Genomic DNA, 18035 nt, shown 5'->3' with positions numbered 1-18035 from the left:
TTGACGCATGGCATCGGTGATTGTTGTAGTAGAACATGGTATTCGATTTTTTCTGCAAGCAGAAGACGGCAGAGGCGAGCCTCTCTGGTCTCGTGGGCGCAGAGATGTATAAAAGAGACCGTCCCACGGCCGACGCTTCGGAAGGCGGGCGCTGACATGGCCCGCGACAAACAGACCGCTTCCGCCGGCGTGGCCAACGCCCCGGCCAAGGGCGGCTCCACGATCACACTGCCCGGCGGCACCGAGGTGTTCAAGCCCCGCTCGTACGCCCTGCCGATCGCTGCGGGCATCGCCGTGTTCGGCGCGTTCTGCGTGTGGTTCACCGGCTTCGATCCGACCGTGCTGGCCGCGCGCGGCGACGAGTTCTTCGTGATCCTTGGCCGCATGTTCCCGCCCGACTGGTCGAGCGCCGGCGGCATCGTGGAGCCCCTGCTCGACACGATCCGCATGTCCCTGCTCGGATCTGCCATCGGCGCCGTGGCGGCCGTCCCGTTCGCCATGATCGCCTCCACCACGATCGTGCACGTCAAGGCGGTCACGCTGGCCATGCGCTTCGTGTTCAGCCTCATCCGCACGCTGCCGACCATCATCACCGCCCTGATCGCCACGTACATCTTCGGCCTCGGCACGCTGGCCGGCACCACGGCCATCGCGCTGTTCACGTTCTCCTATCTGGGCAAGGTGCTCTACGAGGAGATCGAGTCGGTGGACATGGGCGCCTTCGAGGCCATGACCGCGCTGGGCGCCTCGCCCTGGCAGGCGTTCCGGTTCGCCGTGCTGCCCGCGGTGCTGCCGTCGTACATGTCGAACGCGCTGTTCTGTTTCGAGGGCAACGTGCGCTATTCGGCCATCCTGGGCTACGTGGGCGCCGGCGGCCTGGGCCTGATCCTCAACGAGAACCTCGCGTGGCGCGAGTACTCCACCGTCGGCATGATCCTGCTGGAGCTGCTGGCCACGGTGTTCGTGATCGAAACCGCGAGCCGCGCGATCCGCCGCAGGCTGGAATAGGGAGGGACCATCATGACCGCAACCAACGCAACCAATCCCAAGGCCGCCAACCCGGCCTCCGGCAACCCCGTCGGGGCCGATCTGGCCAAGCTGTACGCCGATCGACCGCGCTCCACCGCGGGCCGCGTGGCGATCACGGTGGCCGTCGTGGCGCTGCTCGTCTGGTCCTCCGTCGGCATCGAGGCGTCCGGGGCCAAAGCGGACAGCGGCTGGACGATCGTGGGCAGCATCCTCAACGGCCTGGCCCATCCGGCTCCCCAGCTGCTGTTCAACCTCACCACCACGGGCGTGCCGTACCTGCTCGTGGAAACCATCGCCATCGCGTTCATGGGCACCGTGGTGGGCGCGATCATCGCCGTGCCGCTCGCGTTCCTGGCCGCGTCGAACCTCATGCCCAAGCCCATCGCATGGATCGCCAACTTCGCCATCATGGCCATCCGAACCGTGCCGGTGTTCGTCTACGGCATCATGTTCGTGCGCGTCACCGGACCGGGCGCGTTCGCGGGCCTGATGACCATGTCCCTGTGCTCGGTGGGCATGGTGAGCAAGATGTTCATCGAGGCGATCGAGGATCTGGACCGCGGCGTGCTCGAATCGCTGTCCGCCATGGGCCTGAGCCGCTGGCAGCAGATCCGGTTCGGCGTGCTGCCGCAGATGATGGCGAGCTTCCTGTCCACGGCCATCTACCGCTTCGACATGAACCTGCGCGACGCCACGATCCTGGGCCTGGTGGGCGCCGGCGGCATCGGCGCGCCGCTCATCTTCGCCATGAACGCCTATCGCTGGAACGAGGCCGCGTCCATCCTGTGGGGCCTGATCGTGCTCATCCTGCTGGTGGAGTACGGCTCCACGAAGCTCCGCGCCAAGCTGGCCCGCGGCTGAGCATCCCCGAACCGCCACTTGGTCGTCCGGGCCGACCGTACTCGAGAAGACATACTCGGTCCGTCCGAACCGACCTTCTGAAAGGAAAACCATGTCACGATCCTTCCGCATCTGCTCCACCTCGGACACGCACGGGCACATCTTCCCCGTGGATTACGCGACCGGGCGGGCCAAGGCCTGCGGACTGCTGAACATCGCCGCCGACGTGCACACGCTGGCGGCCCAGCCCGGCCCGGACGGCGGGCCGATCCCCACCATCGCGCTGGACGCCGGGGACACGCTGCAGGGCACCCCGTATTCGCAGCTGTTCGTGGGCGGCGACGCATCGTCCGACGATCGGAAGGCGACCCGGGGTCTGCCGCATCCGATCGCCACGGCGTTCAACGCGGTCGGATACCGGTTCGTCACGCTCGGCAACCACGACTTCAACTACGGGCGCAAGGCGATCGCCGACTATCTGGACGCCCTGGACGCCACCTGCGTGTGCGCCAACGTGCGCGATCTGACGAACCGGCTGCCCATCGTCCGCTACGCCTTCCTGGACCTGCCCAACGGCATCCGACTGGGCGTGACGGGCATCGTGACCGACTGGGTGAACGTGTGGGAGCGTCCGGAGAATCTGGAGGATCTGGTGGTGACCGACGCCTTCCAAGCCGCGCAGGACATGAGCGTGTTCCTGCGACCGCGCTGCGATGTGAGCGTGTGCATCTACCACGGCGGCTACGAGCGGGACGTGAACACCGGCGCGGTGATGAGCGAAACCACCGAAAACCGCGCGTGGCGAATCGCTCACGACCTCGACTTCGACGTGCTCATCTCCGGCCACCAGCACATCTCCATGCCCGGCGCCACCATCAACGGCACGGCCACCGTGCAGACCTGCGCCACGGCCACCGAATTCGCCGAGATGATCTGCACGCTGGAGGACGACGGCTCGTTCCACGCGAGCTCGCGGCTCGTGCCCGTGGGCAGCCGCCACGAGGACGAACCATACGCCACGCTGCTGCCTTACGAGGAGCGCACCGAACGCTGGCTCACCCGGCCGGTGGGCACGCTCACCCGGCCCATCCCGGACCAGTCGCACCTTGAGGTGGCCATGCACGGCAGCGAGCTGGCGGCCCTGTTCAACGCCGTGCAGCTGGAGGCGACCAGGGCGAGGATCTCCGCCGCGTCGCTCACCGGCGTGGGCGTGGGCTCCGGGCTGCCCGCCAAGGTGACGGCCAACGATGTGGCGCAGGCCTACCCGTTCGCCAACACGCTGGCCGTGCTGGCCGTCACGCCCGAGGCGCTGCGGGCGGCCCTGGAGCGATGCGCCGAGTACTTCGATCTGGACGATCAGGGCCGCCCGTGCATCTCCACACGGTTCCTCAAGCCCAAGGTGGAGCATTACAACTACGACTACTACGCGGGACTCGCCTACACGTTCGATCTGACGCGCCCGGCCGGCTCGCGCGTCACCAGACTCACGTTCTCCGACGGCACGCCGCTGCCGGACGGGCCGATCGAACTGTGCGTCAACAGTTACCGGGCGAGCGGCACCGGCGGGTACGAGGCGCTGGCCGACTGCCCGGTGGTGCGGACCGTCGACCGGTCCATGCAGGGGCTCGTCGCGGAGTTCCTTGCCCGGCACAGCCCGTGGGAGCCACGCATCGACGGCGGGCCGACGATCGTCGCCGGCTGAGCGCGGGCGGGCGTCGCGGGCCGGGCGGATTTGCCATTAGTCCGTCCGGCCCGCCTGAATCCAGGCTTGTCCGAATTGGCGGCATTTTGAGACACGGCAACCTCACTCCAACCTCGGCCCGTGTCTCAAATCGCCGTGTCTCAAATCGCCCCCGCAACGGGATTCGGATGCGATTTGAGACACGGGAGCCACAGTCTGCGTCTCAAACCACCCCCAATTCAGAGAACGGATGCAGTTTGAGACGCAGCACACGCCCTTCGTGTCTCAAGTTGCTACCATCGCCCGAATTGGTGGCGGTTTGAGACACAGCGGCCCGCCCCGCGTCTCAAGTCGCCACCATCGCCCGAATTGGCAGTGGTTTGAGACACAGCGGCCCGGCTCAGCGACCCGCCCCGCGTCTCGAGTCGCCACCAATTCGAGATTCGGTAACAACTCGAGACAACGGAGGACCGTCGCGCACCGCTCCGGGTACGATGAATCGCGCACAGAAAGGGTGGGGATGGATATCGAATCGATGCCGGTCAGGTCGCGGATCCTGTCGATGCTGCCGTCGCTGCAGGCGGCGGAGCGGCGGGTGGCCGAGTTTCTGCTGCAGCATGCCCAGGACGGCGGCGATCTGACCGTGAGCGCCGTGGCCGCGGGATCCGGAGCGTCGGCCGGCACGGTGGTACGCACCTGCAAGTCGCTGGGATACCAAGGCTACCAGCAGGTGCGCGTGCTGCTGGCGAGGGACCGCATGCAGCCCACGATGTTCCCAACTCCGGTCCCAGCGGTTCCCACGGTTTCGGGAGTTCCGGGAGTTTCGGCGGTTCCGATGATCACGCCGGCCCCAACGGTCGCGGGCACGGCGGCCGGCCCTTCGGCCGACGGCGGCGTTGCCGGCGCGGCAAGCGGGGACGCAGACGACCGCGCCGGCGACACCGCCACCCCCAGCCGGCAGCCCTCCCATTCCACTGTTCCGCCCACCGTTCCGACCATCATTCCGCCGATCGCCCCCGCACCGGACAGCGCAACCGCCGGCGCCGACGTGATCCGCCATGCACTCTCGCTCGCCGGCCGCATGCCCACACTAATGGGCATGCTGTCCACCGCGGATCTGGATCGGACGGTCCGGCTCATCCTGAGGTCCCGACGCATCCTCATCATCGCCTCGGGACTGTCCGCGCCGATCGGGCAGAGCTTCGCGTCACGCCTGCTGCGCTGCGGCATCGACGTGATCGTATTCAACGACGTGATCGACCAGCACATCGCCGCCAGCATGCTCACCGACGACTGCACGGCGTTCGTGATCTCCGGATCCGGCGTCAACGCGCATTCCCTGTCCGCGGCCCGCGCGTGCAGGAAGGCCGGCGCGCATGTGGTGGCCATGACCTATTTCGCCGCCTCGCCGCTCACCTCCCTGGCCGAGGTGGCGCTCATCCTGGAGCCGCCGGACTTCACGCTCGGCCAGGAGCTGCGGGACGTCTCGCGCGTGTCGCTGATGATCCTCACCGAATCCATCGGCGCCGCGATCGAGCGGGAGGCAAGCCGGGCGGGCACCGCGTTCACGGTCATCTCGCAGCATCTGGAGGACGACGAGGACTGACCGTCGCCCGGACGGCCAATCTCCGTCACGCCTCCACGAGCGTCATCTCAGGCGGGCGGCGGACCGAGAAACGGAACATCAGCGCGGCGAGCGCCACGCCGGCCAAAGCCAGTCCGGCGAACACGCGCATGCTTGCGGAGAACGCCTGCGGGTAGGGCGCTGCGGCGGAGAACTCGGTGATCAGCGTACTGGCCACGGCGGTGCCGATCGCGCCGGCAAGCTGCTGCACGGTGTTCATCACCGCGGAACCGTCGGCGTTGAGGCGGGCGGGCAGCTGGTTCAGCGCGTGGGTCTGATCGGGCACGAGCACGAAACCGGAGAACGCCATGAACGCGGCGTACGCCACGGCCACCGTCCAGACGCTGCCGGAGCGGAACACGAACACCAGATCCATCAGCGTGGTCACCGCGAAGCCAATGACGATGAACTTCGGCGGGAAGTGATTCTTGAGCATGCCGCCGATCAGCGGGGCGGAGATCGCCCCCACCGCCGCGCCGGGCAACAGCACCAAAGCCGCCTCGAGGCTGCCCATGCCGAACCCGCGCTGCAGGAGGATCGGCAGCAGGAAGTTGAGTCCCAGCACGCCGCCCGATGCCATGAGCAGAATCAGCATGCCCAGCGTGAATCCGGGATGGGCGAATACGCGCACCTGCACCAGCGGGCGATCCATGCGCAGCTGCATCCACACGAACAGGGCGAGCGCGGCCACAGCGAGGGCGAGGACGCCCCAGAACCGCCAGTCGCCGTTCCATTCGGCGAAGAAGCTCACGGACACGATCAGCGCGGCGAGCCCCACGGCCACCAGCAGCATGGAGGGCACGCTGATCGTGGCGCCTTCCGCGTCGCCCTCATGCCTGATCTCCGGGACGGAGACCAGGCCAAGCGCGAACGCGATCGCCAGGAACGGCAGCATCGTGTAGAAGATCCAGTGCCAGTTGAGGTACTCCATGACCACGCCGCCGAACACCGGGCCGATCGGCGGGGCCGCACAGGTGACCAGACTCACGATGCCCAGCATCATGCCGCGCTGCTCGAGCGGGGCTTTCTCCAGGATGATGTTGGTGATCAGCGGCAGGGAGATGCCGGTGCCGAGCGCCATGACCAGACGTGCGGCCAGCAGCATTGGGAAGTTCACCGCGAGCGCGCCGATCAGCGTGCCGGCCGCGAAGATCAGCACGGCCGCCACGAACAGTGTCTTGGTGGCGAACCGGCGGACCATGAACGGCGAGGCGGGGATCGCGACCGACAGCAGCAGCAGATAGCCGGTGGTCAGCCATTGCACCACGTCCGCGGAGATGGAGAACTCCGCCATGAGCGTGGAGTACGCGATGTTGAGCGACGTCTCCGAAAGGATGCCGAGGAAGGTGAGGATGGCGAGCGCCACCACGGCAATAATGAGCCGCCGGGCGACGGGCCGCTTGCCGGTAATACCGGTCTTGCCGGTGGCCGCGGCGGTATTGGGCGTGTCCTTCATGTGTTGGTCTCCTTGTCTTGTTTCAAAACTCGTTCGTGTTCAGCCGATCCGACCAGCCCGGTCTTCGCCGGTTTGGCGTTCGAGGGCTCGGTTTTCCCCGTCCCGGCGCATGAGTCGCAGCGTTTCGCCGATCGTGTCCACGACCGCTTCGCACTGTTCGGCGGTCAGGCCTCCCAGCAGCTCGGCCAGATGCGCGTGGTACTCCTCCACATAGGTGCGCCGGATCTCCAGTCCCTGCTCGGTGAGCGTGAGGGTGACCGCGCGACGGTCGTCCGCATCCGCATGCTTGGTCACGAGTCCACGTTCCGTCATCTCCCCCACGAGCTTGGTGACCGACGGCGTGGTGATCCCAAGAAACGCGCTGACGTCGCCCACACGGGCCGAGCCCTGCATCTGTCCGCCGGATCCGCGCTGGTTGATGTGCCAGATCGCGTCGATCACATGCACGTAGCGGGGTTTGAACCCCGCGGGCAGCTCGGGCATGAGTTCGGTGATCGTCTTGGCCTTCCAGCAGGCGTCGAGCAGCCTGCGCACCTCTTCGACCGGCAATGCCATACGATTTCCGCCTTTCTGCGCGTGCGCGTCTCCACGCCTCCGCGCTTGAACAAATTAGATACTAGACATAATTACTATTAGTAACTATATGAGGGCTCTAGACATCGGTCATTATGACGGCATGGATGGCCGATGACCAAGGAACACCGGCCGAACGCCGGTCGAAAAACAGCATGAGGAAAACAAAAAAAATCCCCCATCCTTTCGGATGAGGGATTTGCTAGCGACCCCGGCCGGACTTGAACCGGTGACCTCCGCCGTGACAGGGCGGCGCTCTAACCAACTGAGCTACGGGGCCCTTGTGCTCCTTGCGAGCACAAGGGGATATATTACAGGAATTGAAGCGTTTGTCACATCCCGGCGTGTCGCGCCCGGTGAAGCCGTTTTACGACATTCGCGGATGCGGATCTCAGTGCAACATAGTCAGCAACGTAGTCAGCGGGCAGCGGGCGTATCTGCACGGTTGGGGGCGGATTCCGGGCTTTGCAGAGTGATATTCATCATTTTGGGGGCGTCCAAAACGCCATACACGCCACCCAATCGCCATTCCCCCACCATTCCGGTGCCAAAAATGGCGGAATTCCGCCATCGGCCCCAACGCAGCCGCGGCATGATTGGTCACGAGACGCCCCCAAAGACGCATATAGCATCCTGCAAACCTCGAAATCCGCCCCGGATATGCAAGATACCCTCCGAACAGCCGGACATCCGAGCCGAGCCGCCCCATTGCACACGCGTCCGGCTCCCGGGACAGGCACTGCATCCCCCTTCCGCAGGCCCTACGCTGGTCGGCATTCAATCCGGCGCACAAAAAGGGGAATGACATGCGCACCACACTCGCCACCGACAAGGGCCAAGCCACCGACAAGGGCCAAGCCACCGGCAACATCACCGGCGTGATTTTCGACATGTGCGGCGTATTGGTCGATTGGCAGCCGAAACGCGCTCTGGAAGGCCTGTTCTCGCAGGAGGCCATCGACGACTTCCTCGCCGAGGATGACCACTGCGGCTTCATGTATTTCGACGATCTGCACGACCGTGGAACGGATTACGAAACCCTCCTGCCCGAATACGAGCGGGAGTACGGCGCGCGGCTGGGACTCATGATGCGCGCGTACGCCGCGCATGCCGATCGCGCGCTGATCGGCACGATGCCCGGCATGCCGCAGCTGGTCGCGGATCTGAAAGCCCGCGGCATGCGCGTCTGGATGCTGACCAACTGGGGCAAGGACACCTGGCCGGCGGCCCGAAGCCGGTTCCCGGAATTGTTCGGCATGATGGACGGCGTGGTGGTGTCCGGACTGGAGTCCGGGGGCATCGCGAAGCCGGACCGCGCCTTCTTCGACCTGGCGGTGGAGCGTTTCGGCGCGGACTGCGGCCGTACGCTGTTCGTGGACGACTCGCCCTTCAACGTGGAAGGCGCGCGGGCCGCGGGACTGAAGGCCCTCCGGTTCACGTCCGCACAACGCACGCGCGCGCAGCTCGGTCTGTGACGCCTGGCTCCGCCCCTCCGCCCCGGGCACTCACGCAATTCCACGAGCCGGACATCCGACGTCCTCGAGTCGAACGCCGGTTGCGGCCGATTCCACCCGTTCCTAAGATTTCGATTCGCCCGTTATTGTCCAAATAGCGGACGTTTTTCATTCACATAACAATCATGGGGCTCCCCTGACGCGGAGTCCTCCGCGACGCATAACTGAGTGCCCGCGGCATGCAAACATCAGGGTGGTGGAGGGTTATCATGGGCGCGTTCTCTTTGACGGCCAACAACGACATCGGCTCCCAGGCGAGGTGGACATCCGTTCCGCTGGGGCGGCTGGAATTCCCGCAGGTCCCCGAGCCGTACAGCGGCGATTTCGATGACGACTTCTGGCCCAGCCGGCATGAGGAGTACAACCGTCTCGAATGGGACGCCATGGATTGGCAGGCCGTCCGGGATCAACTGTCCCAGGCGGCGCAACAGTTGGAACGGCACCCCGAGCAGCAGCCCGAATTGGAGTTCGAAGCGCCTTCGCTGCGCGAGCGCACCTTCCTGGAAATGTGGTTCGGCTACGGGGACCCCAGCGTGGAGGCGAGCGAGACGGGCGACGGCCATTACCGAATCGGCTACGGGCAGCACCGCATCTGCGCCTACGCCGACTATCCCATGGATGAGCGCGACCGCGATCTGATGCGGATCCCGCCCACCGGCTTCCTTCCCACCGGCCCGCTGCCGCCGACCACCCGCATCCCCGTGCTGACCCACTGACGCCGGGCCCGTCGGACTCCCCTGCGCTGACACGCTACCCCCATGCCCGTTCCGCACGGTCGCATATACCATATTGTCCGCATGGGTTCCGCCAATGAGTAGAGCGGAACGTACGGGAATACACGAGACAGGATTGATATGAAGGCGAACAGGGCCTATGCACGCGCGGTGATCACCGCGAAGGGCGAACGCATGCTGCAGGATGGTCACAGCTGGGTGTATGAGGGCGAGATCCGACGGTTCGAACTGCCCGATGGACGATCGTGGGACAACAACGGGTCGCTCAAGCCCGGCGCGTGGGACGGCGGAGCCCCGGATGGATCGACGTCTGCCGGATCGGCGGACGGCATGGCGGCCGGCGACCCGTCCGAGGACGATGGGCCCATCACGGACACCATGCCCGCCGCAGATGCCGATCGCCCGAATGCCGAGCCCGACGATGTCGCCCGCGCCGCCGACCGCCCGCGCAACACCCGCGCCGGCCGGCCGCGCGACTTCCGCGAGCGCCGCCGTCGCAAGGAGATGCTCAACGCTCCCTCCAGCGAGGATGAGATCATCCCGCTGGACGCACTGCCGGACGGTTCGATCGTCGACGTGGTCAGCATGAAGGGAGCGTATGTGGGCACCGGCCTGCTGTCGCGCCACAGCCGCATCCGCGTGCGGCTGGTCACGCGCAACGCGAACGACGACTTCGGCCCGGGATTCTGGCGTCGCAAGGCGCAGTGGGCGTGGGACTACCGCAAGACCGTGATGGGCAACGACGCGACCGCCTGCCGCGTTATCTTTGCCGAGGCGGACGAATTCCCCGGACTGGTGGTGGACCGGTTCAACGACGTGCTCGTCACGCAGACGCTGTCCGCGGGCATGGAACGGCTCAAGCCGGTCGTATTCCCCGCTCTGCTCGACGTGTTCAAGGACGATGGCGTGGCCATCCGCGGCATCTACGAGCGCAACGACGTGTCCACGCGCGCGCTGGAGGGCCTGGAGCAGACCACCGGTTGGTGGCACGCGGATGCCACGGACGCCGGCGATGCCGCGTCCAAGAACGGCCCGACCGTCACCGACATCACGGAGAACGGCGTGAAGTACCACGTCGACTTCGCCAACGGCCAGAAGACCGGCTTCTTCCTGGACCAGAAGTACAACCGCCTCGCCGTGGCGCGTCTGGCCAGGGGCCGTCGCGTGCTCGACTGCTGCACGCACACCGGCTCGTTCGCCCTCAACGCGGCCCATGCCGGCGCGGAGTTCGTGCGCGCGGTCGACGTGTCCGAGACGGCCATCGACATGGCCCGCGAGAACGCGCGGCTCAATGGCCCGGATGTGGCCGGCCGCATGGACTTCACGGTGGCCAACATCTTCGATCTGCTGCCCGAGTTGGAACGCACGCACAACCCCGAGCGCTTCGATTTCATCATCCTCGATCCGCCGGCGTTCACCAAGAGCCGCAAGACCATCGGCTCGGCGGCGCGCGGCTACCGGGAGATCAACTACCGCGCCATGCGCATCCTGCCGCGCGGCGGATACCTGGCCACCTGCTCCTGCTCACATTTCATGGATCACGACCGTTTCAAGGCCATGCTGTTCGAGGCCGCGAAGGACGCCGGCGTGCGTCTGCGGCAAATCGAGGAGCGCCAGCAGGCGCCGGACCATCCGATCGTCTGGGGCATTCCGGAGACCGACTACCTCAAGTGCCTGCTTTTCCAGGTGGTGTGACGGGAGAGGATCCATGACATCGCACCTCGCCGAAGCAGGCCGCACGCTCGTCCCGCGCAAGGACGACCGGTACGGCCTGCTCTCCCCGGCGCTCGTGATCCTCACGTTCGTCGCTGGTCTGGTGGACGCGCTGAGCTACCTGTCGCTGGGGCATGTGTTCGTGGCGAATGTGACCGGCAACATCGTCTTCCTGGGCTTTTCGATCGCCCACGCCGAAGGCTTCGTGTGGTGGACCTCCACGCTCACGCTCGCGGCCTTCACGGTCGGCGCGGTGATCGGCGGGCGGATCATCCACCACTTCGGCGAGAACCGGGCGCGGCATCTGCTGGTGTCCACCTGCGTGCAGACGGCGTTCGTGGTCGCGGCGCTGATCGGCATCTATGTGCTCAACCGCTTCGCGCCCGAGCCGTCGATGGGCGGGACCGGGGCCGCACTCGCCCAGGCCGCGCAATCAGCGCAGGCCGCAGGCGCCGATCAGCCGAGTCCGAACTTCCCGACCGCCAACCACATCGACCTGCACGTCATCATGCTGATCGTGCTGCTCGCCCCGGCCATGGGCATCCAGAACTCCACCGCGCGCAAGCTGTCCGTGCCCGATCTGCCCACCACCGTGCTCACCATGACCTTGACCGGCGTGATCGCGGACACCTGGGCGCACGGCCACGAGCAATCGAAACTCGGCCGCCGCGCGGTGGTCATGACGGCGTTGGCGATCGGCGCGCTCACCGGCGCGATGCTGCAGACGCGCGGGCATGAGGACGTGATCCTGATGGTCATGATCGGCTGCCTGCTCATGGTGATCGCGCTGATGATCCCGCATGTCCGCTCCGACGCGCGCTGGGTGACCGGGCGGTAGCGCGGGCCCGGCGGTAGACAGGGCACGGCACAGCGGTGTCCTTCAAACGCCCGGTAAGCCCATGTTCCATATAATGGGGTGACCAGCGCGACGGCGCAACCAACGACGAGGAGCCATCATGACCGTGCCGCAATCCGTACTCGACGCCATGCACCAACCCGGCGTGTATCTTTGGGACGACGCGACGATGGGCGCCGCGCAGGCCGGGCAGCGGGACCTGCTGCACACCATCAACACCCTGAGGGCGAACGATCCGGAGCGCGAGCGGCTGATGCGCGCGTATTTCGCCGAAATGGGCGAGGACGTGTGGATCGAACCGCCCTTCAACGCCAATTGGGGGTGCTGCACCCATTGGGGCAGCCACACCTACGCCAACTTCAACCTCACGCTGGTGGACGACGGGGAGATATTCATCGGCGACCACACCATGATTGGTCCGAACGTGACGCTAGTGGCAACCGGCCACCCGGTCAGGCCCGATCTGCGCGAACGGCTCGCCCAGTTCTCCGAGCCCATCCACATCGGCCGCAACGTGTGGATCGGCGCGAACGTGACCGTGCTGCCGGGCGTGACGATAGGCGACAATTCGGTGATCGGCGCGTGCAGCCTGGTCACCCGTGACATTCCGGCCGACTCGGTCGCGTTCGGCTCCCCGTGCCGCGTGGTGCGGCCGATCAACGATCACGATCGCGAGTACTACTGGCGCGATCGGCGCATTCCGGACGGCATCTGAGCCGTTCCCGCCGGCATTTTCCGAGTTGTGCATGCCCAAATGGGCATACCCAGGATATGCCGGTCTGCGGATCCGCATCATTTCAACGATTTCGAAATGCCGATATCCGCCATACCGGCCAAACGGCATGCACAACTCGGAAAAAGCCATAGCGCAAACCGGCCCGGACCGTCCATCCGCCCGTCAACGCCCAAGGCCAAGCATCAGCGCGGCACCAGATCGCGCCGGTCGAACGCCACGTACGCCACGGCGAAACCGGCCACTGCAAGCCCCGCGGCCAACGCCACGAATGGGACCGGGACCGATCCCGCGATGACGTCGGCAGGCGTGGCATAGCGGAAGGGGCTCAGCACCCGGGCGGCCACCGCGGCTTCGTGATCGGAGAACATGTCGTACACCACGCCCATGCCGTAGGCCACCACCACCGAGGCGTTGCCTATGGCCGCACCGCGATCCGGGCTCGGACACACCGCGGAGGCGCATGCGCCGATCGCGCCGAACACCAGCAGCAGGGCCATGAGCCACACGTTGAACCGCCAGACCACCGCAGCCGGATTGGGCCCGGAGCCGCCGGACAGGCCGGGCACATCCCACAGCAGCCCCAGACACAGCAGCGACGAAACTAGATTGACCGCAACGAACGCGACGGCGCACACCAGCGCGGCCACGAGCTTCGCGGTCAAAATCCGCGTGCGCGTCACCGGCCGCACGAACAGGAACTCATAGGTGCCGTCGACCATTTCGCGGGACACGGCGTTGCGGGCGAGCGCCACGGCGTACACGGCCGCCATGATGCCCGCATAGAATTCGAGCACCGCGTAGTACCCGGCGAACGTGGACATGTCCAGATCGGAGATGCCCATGACCGCGAGCGCCACCTTCGGGAAGGCGTCGGTCAGCTTGCGCACGGCTTCGGGATCACCGGACGCGATGCCCTCGAACTTCATCACGCCGGCCACGTTGAACAGCGCGATCGCCACGGCCCATACCAGGAACGCCTTGGCGTTGGCCTTCAATTCTCGCGCGACCACGGCGAGCATCACACGGGTTCCCATCACAGCCCCCTCGCATCGGCGCGCGCATACACCGCGGCCGCACCGGTCAAGCACAGCACGGCCACCGCAGCGGCAAGACCCGCATAACCGGCCTCGTAGCTCCCATGATCCAGCGCCTCGGACACATTGAACCAAGTGAACGGCGAGATGACGCGGTACTTCTCCTCGCCGGTCATTTCGGGCAGAGACACCAGCATGAACCCGAGCACGCCGAATGCGGTGGCGATGCCGGACACGCTGCGGATGCGACGGAGCAGCACCGCGGTCAGCGCGCCGAAGGACAGGAACAGGACGCCGATGCCGAACAGCGAGCATGCGGCGAGCAGCAGTCGGGACAGCGGGATGGACGTGGCGGTGGGATCGTCGCCGAATTGGGCGTAGATCAGCGCCACCGTGCCAAGGAACAGCACCCCGGCCGCGATGGTCAGCGTGAGGCCGGCGGCGAGTTTGGCCGCGTACAGGCGGATGCGGGACGCGGGCATGACGAACAGGAAGTCGACGGCCTTCGATCGTTTCTCGCGCCCGAAGATGGACAGCCCCCATCCGCAGGCCATGATCGCCACGATCAGCATGAAGTACAGGGAGCTGAACCGGTAGAAGCCGCCGAAGGAGAACACGTCCTTGTTCACGCCGAACAGCGCGGCGAACTGCGGCGGAAAGCCGTCGATCATATGCTGCACATCGGCCTTGGAATCGCGGTAGATCGGGTAGGCGCCGTACAGGAACACCACGGCGACGCCGATCAGCGTGATCACGCCCGCCAGAAAGCCGCGCAACTGGGCCTTCAGCTCGAAGAGGTAGACGTTCATCGCGCGGGCCTTTCCGCCGCGCCACGGTTCTCCGTCATGCCACGGTTCTGTGCCTCTGCGGTCCGGGCGTCCAGCGCACAAAGCTCCCCGGAGTCCCCATCCGGCTGGTAGTAGTGCATGAACACCTCCTCCAGCGTCGGCTCGGCGATCTCCACGTCCGCGAGGTCCAGGCCGGCGAGCGCGGCGATGAGCGCGTTGCAGTCGCCCTCGTACAGGAAGGACGCGCTAGCCGTGCCGGACGCGATGCGGTCGCCGCCGGCCCCGCTGCCGGAATCGGAGCCGCCGCTGGACTGGGCATCGCTGCCGGCACTGGCACTGGCACCGATCGCGTCCGCGTTCAGAGATCGAACGCCGGGCATGGCCTCCAGCGTGCGGACGGCGGCTGCGGCGGCCGTGGAGGACTCGGCGAATCCGATTGTCACGCGCTTGACCGCCGACCGCCGCATCTCCGCCACGCTGCGCACCGCGACCACGCGCCCCTCGCGGATGATCGCCACGCGGTCGCAGATGCGCTGCACCTCCGAAAGAATGTGCGACGAGAACAGGATCGTGGCCCCGCGGCGGTTCTCCTCGAGCATGAGGTCGAAGAACGCGCGCTGCACCAGCGGGTCGAGGCCGCTGGTCGGCTCGTCGAGTATGATGAGCCGCGGCGAGTGCATCAGACCCTGCACAATGCCCACCTTCTTGCGGTTGCCCAGCGACATGTCCTCGACCTTCTGGTCCAGATTCAGGCCGAGCTTCGCCGAAAGCTCCCGGATGCGCGCCGAGCAGTCCTTCCGGTAGAAGCTCGCCGCATACTTCAGCAGATCGCGGGCGCGCATGCCATCGTAGTAGAACACCTCGCTGGGCAGGTAGCCCACCTGCTCCAGAATGTGCGTGCGATCCCGATCGCAGTCGAGGCCGAAGATGGACGCCTCGCCACTCGTCCTGCGGATCAGACCCAGCAGCGTGCGGATCGTGGTGGATTTGCCGGCGCCGTTCGGTCCGATGAATCCGAAGATCTCGCCCTCATGCACATTGAGGTTCACGTCCTCGATGCCGCGCGCCTTGCCATACCGTTTGGTCAGATGCCATGTAAGGATCGCGGGGGTCTCGCACGAAACCCCGCGGTTGCCCGATTCCATCATTCCGCCTCTCTCCGCCGGGCGCTCGCCCGGCCTCTTCATTCCGGGGTCATCATACGGATCATGCGCGCGATCTGTCACACCGCCCTAACGGATCCCATACGCCCCGGCCGGGCCAACACAGCAGACCGGAACGTTTGGACTGTTTTCGGACCGTTTTCGAGCCAAAAAACGGTCCAATCGTTCCGCGTTATCCCGCCCGACGCTCTTAGCATGTGCGCAGCGGCGCGTCAGGAAAGCGGACGGCGGAATTACAATACAGGCGGATTCACCCGAACCATGCCGCATAACGGCCATACGACCATACGGCCATACGAAGGACGACAACCATGACCTCACCCCGACCCAACAGCCCAGCCGAGCCCGCGCAGCCGGCTTCCTCGCAGGCCACGACCGCACCAGAGCCCGCACCAGCGCGTCTCAACACGCAGGCCATGATCGTCACGCTGATGATCGGATCGTTCGCCGCCGTGCTCAATCAGACGCTCATGATCTCCGCGCTGCCCACGCTCATGCGCGAATTCGCCGTGCCCAGCAGCACCGTGCAGTGGCTCACCACCGGCTTCATGCTCACCAACGGCATCATGATCCCCGTCACCGCATTCCTCATCGAGACGTTCACCACGCGCCAGCTGTTCGGCTACGCGATGGGCATGTTCTTCGTCGGTTCGCTGGCCTGCGCCGCAGCCCCGAGCTTCGCGCTGCTGCTCGCCGGTCGCATCCTTCAGGCGTGCGGCGCCGGAGTGCTCATGACGCTGCTGCAGACCGTACTGTTCCGCGTCTACCCGCCCGAGCGCCGCGGTCAGGCCATGGGCATGTTCGGCATGGTCATCGCCTTCGCCCCCGCGCTTGGCCCCACCGTCTCCGGACTGCTCGTCGAGTGGCTCAGCTGGCGCTGGATGTTCATCATCCTCGTCGTCATTGCGGGCGGCGTGATCGTGGCGTCCTGGTTCACCGTGTACAACGTGGGCGAACCGACGAGGCCGCATATCGACGTGCTCTCCGTGGCGCTCTCAACGCTCGGTTTCGGCGGCGTGCTGTTCGGCTTCTCCGACGCAGGCAAGGCCGGCTGGGCCAGCGCGACGGTGCTGGTCTCGCTGGCGATCGGCGTGGTGGGGCTGGTGCTGCTGATCGTCCGGCAGCTGCACCTTACGCAGCCGATGCTCGACTTCCGCATCTTCGCGATCCCGATGTTCTCCCTGTGTCTGACGGTCTCCGTGATCGGATTCGCCTCGTTCATCGGCATCGAGAACGTGCTGCCGCTGTATCTGCAGAACGATCTGGGCGTCAATGCGCTCGAATCGGGTCTGATCATGATGCCCGGCGGCATCGTGATGGGTCTGCTCAACCCGGTGGCCGGCCGGCTCTACGACCGCATCGGCGGCCGGCCGATCGCGCTGATCGGCTTCACACTGCTCACCGCGGCCGCCGTACTCCTCGCCACCATGAACGAGCACTCCCTGGTCTGGCAGCCCGCGCTGTACTTCACACTGCTGCTGGCCGGCTCCGCGTTCAGCTCCATGCCGCTGGTCACCGCCGCGCTGAATCAATTGCCCGGCCAGCGCATCCCGCACGGCACCGCGATGAACAACACGATGCGCCAGACCTCCGGCGCCATGGCCATAGCCCTGCTCGTCACGATCATGAACACGCACGCCGCGGCCGCCGAGCAGTCCGGTCTGGATGCGGCCGCCGCTTCCGCCGCCGGCGTGCAGGCCTCCATGCGCGACGTGGCCGTCGTATGCGTGGCGTGCCTGGTCGCCTCCCTGTTCATCCGCGACCGCAAGCGCGGCTGACGCGGCCCGCCCGACTGTCCGACTGGCACAGCGCGGAACGTTTGGTTCGTTTTTTTGCTGAAAAACACGGCAAAAACGGACTAAACGTTCCGCTTTGTTCCGCGCCGCTCCTCGTAATAATGCACCAATGGCAGGAGCAGTTCGTCCACGACGGCGACGATGTCCTCTTCGGCAAGGGGGCGCATGTCGCGGACGATGGCCGCCCAGCCCAGATCGCCCGGCATCCGCATCAGGCTCTCCGGCAGCTCGCAGGTGATCTCGCCGCGCGCGCGGGCGTTGTCCACGGCCACCGCGATGCTCGGCGTGCCGTTCAGACCCATCACCGGCGGCGCCGTCACCGCGATGTCCGGATGGCGCGGCATTTTTGGATTCGACGCAGTGGTGTTCCTCGTCGTGATGGCGCTGATCCATGCCACCACCTCGAAGACCGCAGCATCGAAGCGGACGAGACAGACCGGATTCCAGCCGTCCGCGACCGCCGCATCGCACGCCCCATTGAACCTCCCCTAGGTGTCG

The 18035-nt window shown here is 66.1% G+C and carries 16 protein-coding genes and 1 tRNA gene; 10 read left to right on the top strand and 7 right to left on the bottom strand.

Going from position 1 to position 18035, the window contains the following annotated elements; all coding sequences use genetic code 11:
- Nucleotides 1–156: 156 nt before the first annotated feature.
- The 4 genes from phnE (EMO90_RS11270) to EMO90_RS11255 all read left to right on the top strand — a co-directional run bounded on the left by phnE (EMO90_RS11270) (nt 157) and on the right by EMO90_RS11255 (nt 5156).
- Nucleotides 157–1008, top strand: a complete 852-nt coding sequence (gene phnE, locus EMO90_RS11270) for a phosphonate ABC transporter, permease protein PhnE (RefSeq protein ID WP_150354763.1) — start codon at nt 157–159, stop codon at nt 1006–1008.
- Between the two features lie 12 nt (nt 1009–1020).
- The gene (gene phnE, locus EMO90_RS11265; protein ID WP_150354764.1) at nt 1021–1890 is read left to right on the top strand and encodes a phosphonate ABC transporter, permease protein PhnE; all 870 of its coding nucleotides are present in this window, start codon (nt 1021–1023) and stop codon (nt 1888–1890) included.
- A 91-nt stretch (nt 1891–1981) separates the two neighbouring features.
- Nucleotides 1982–3571 (top strand): bifunctional metallophosphatase/5'-nucleotidase, encoded by a 1590-nt coding sequence (locus tag EMO90_RS11260; protein WP_150354765.1) that lies wholly within the window; start codon nt 1982–1984, stop codon nt 3569–3571.
- A 499-nt stretch (nt 3572–4070) separates the two neighbouring features.
- Nucleotides 4071–5156 carry a MurR/RpiR family transcriptional regulator gene (locus EMO90_RS11255; protein WP_190972083.1) on the top strand — a complete coding sequence of 362 codons (1086 nt, stop codon included), beginning with the start codon at nt 4071–4073 and terminating at the stop codon, nt 5154–5156.
- A gap of 25 nt (nt 5157–5181) precedes the next feature.
- On the opposite strand, the gene EMO90_RS11250 is transcribed toward EMO90_RS11255, so the two are convergent.
- The 3 genes from EMO90_RS11250 to EMO90_RS11240 all read right to left on the bottom strand — a co-directional run bounded on the left by EMO90_RS11250 (nt 5182) and on the right by EMO90_RS11240 (nt 7483).
- Nucleotides 5182–6630: a DHA2 family efflux MFS transporter permease subunit gene (locus EMO90_RS11250; RefSeq protein ID WP_150354767.1), complete on the bottom strand. Its 1449-nt coding sequence runs from the start codon at nt 6628–6630 to the stop codon at nt 5182–5184.
- Between the two features lie 39 nt (nt 6631–6669).
- Nucleotides 6670–7185, bottom strand: coding sequence for a MarR family winged helix-turn-helix transcriptional regulator (locus EMO90_RS11245; RefSeq protein WP_223849829.1), 516 nt, complete (start codon nt 7183–7185; stop codon nt 6670–6672).
- A 224-nt stretch (nt 7186–7409) separates the two neighbouring features.
- A tRNA-Asp gene (locus tag EMO90_RS11240) sits at nt 7410–7483 on the bottom strand.
- A gap of 526 nt (nt 7484–8009) precedes the next feature.
- On the opposite strand from EMO90_RS11240, the gene EMO90_RS11235 reads away from it, so the two are divergent.
- From EMO90_RS11235 to EMO90_RS11215, 5 genes are all read left to right on the top strand, one after another.
- On the top strand, nt 8010–8678 hold the full coding sequence (locus tag EMO90_RS11235; protein WP_150354768.1) for an HAD family hydrolase: 669 nt from the start codon (nt 8010–8012) through the stop codon (nt 8676–8678).
- Between the two features lie 248 nt (nt 8679–8926).
- Nucleotides 8927–9433, top strand: coding sequence for a hypothetical protein (locus tag EMO90_RS11230; RefSeq protein WP_150354769.1), 507 nt, complete (start codon nt 8927–8929; stop codon nt 9431–9433).
- Nucleotides 9434–9571: 138 nt separating this feature from the next.
- Nucleotides 9572–11146 (top strand): class I SAM-dependent rRNA methyltransferase, encoded by a 1575-nt coding sequence (locus EMO90_RS11225; protein ID WP_223849830.1) that lies wholly within the window; start codon nt 9572–9574, stop codon nt 11144–11146.
- 13 nt (nt 11147–11159) lie between these two features.
- A complete protein-coding gene (locus EMO90_RS11220) occupies nt 11160–12002 on the top strand; it encodes a YoaK family protein (RefSeq protein WP_150354770.1) in 843 nt (280 codons plus the stop codon).
- A 118-nt stretch (nt 12003–12120) separates the two neighbouring features.
- Nucleotides 12121–12735 carry a sugar O-acetyltransferase gene (locus EMO90_RS11215; RefSeq protein WP_150354771.1) on the top strand — a complete coding sequence of 205 codons (615 nt, stop codon included), beginning with the start codon at nt 12121–12123 and terminating at the stop codon, nt 12733–12735.
- A gap of 203 nt (nt 12736–12938) precedes the next feature.
- On the opposite strand, the gene EMO90_RS11210 is transcribed toward EMO90_RS11215, so the two are convergent.
- The 3 genes from EMO90_RS11210 to EMO90_RS11200 are packed head-to-tail and all read right to left on the bottom strand — an operon-like array spanning nt 12939 to nt 15726.
- Nucleotides 12939–13790 (bottom strand): ABC transporter permease subunit, encoded by an 852-nt coding sequence (locus EMO90_RS11210; RefSeq protein WP_150354772.1) that lies wholly within the window; start codon nt 13788–13790, stop codon nt 12939–12941.
- A complete protein-coding gene (locus tag EMO90_RS11205) occupies nt 13790–14599 on the bottom strand; it encodes an ABC transporter permease (protein ID WP_150354773.1) in 810 nt (269 codons plus the stop codon). The genes EMO90_RS11210 and EMO90_RS11205 overlap by 1 nt, the downstream gene beginning before the upstream one ends.
- Nucleotides 14596–15726 carry an ABC transporter ATP-binding protein gene (locus tag EMO90_RS11200; protein ID WP_223849831.1) on the bottom strand — a complete coding sequence of 377 codons (1131 nt, stop codon included), beginning with the start codon at nt 15724–15726 and terminating at the stop codon, nt 14596–14598. The genes EMO90_RS11205 and EMO90_RS11200 overlap by 4 nt, the downstream gene beginning before the upstream one ends.
- A gap of 326 nt (nt 15727–16052) precedes the next feature.
- Between EMO90_RS11200 and EMO90_RS11195 the strand changes: the two genes are divergently transcribed.
- Complete coding sequence (locus EMO90_RS11195; protein WP_150354774.1) at nt 16053–17519, top strand: DHA2 family efflux MFS transporter permease subunit; 1467 nt, start codon at nt 16053–16055, stop codon at nt 17517–17519.
- Between the two features lie 80 nt (nt 17520–17599).
- On the opposite strand, the gene EMO90_RS11190 is transcribed toward EMO90_RS11195, so the two are convergent.
- A complete protein-coding gene (locus EMO90_RS11190; RefSeq protein WP_150354775.1) occupies nt 17600–17935 on the bottom strand; it encodes a hypothetical protein in 336 nt (111 codons plus the stop codon).
- Between the last annotated feature and the right edge of the window lie 100 nt (nt 17936–18035).

Origin of the sequence: Bifidobacterium vespertilionis, from assembly GCF_008698145.1 — a bacterium.
Taxonomy (GTDB): Bacteria; Actinomycetota; Actinomycetes; order Actinomycetales; family Bifidobacteriaceae; genus Bifidobacterium; species Bifidobacterium vespertilionis.
The sequence above is the reverse complement of the archived record's forward strand: the minus strand, read 5'-3'. Positions and strand labels throughout refer to the sequence as shown.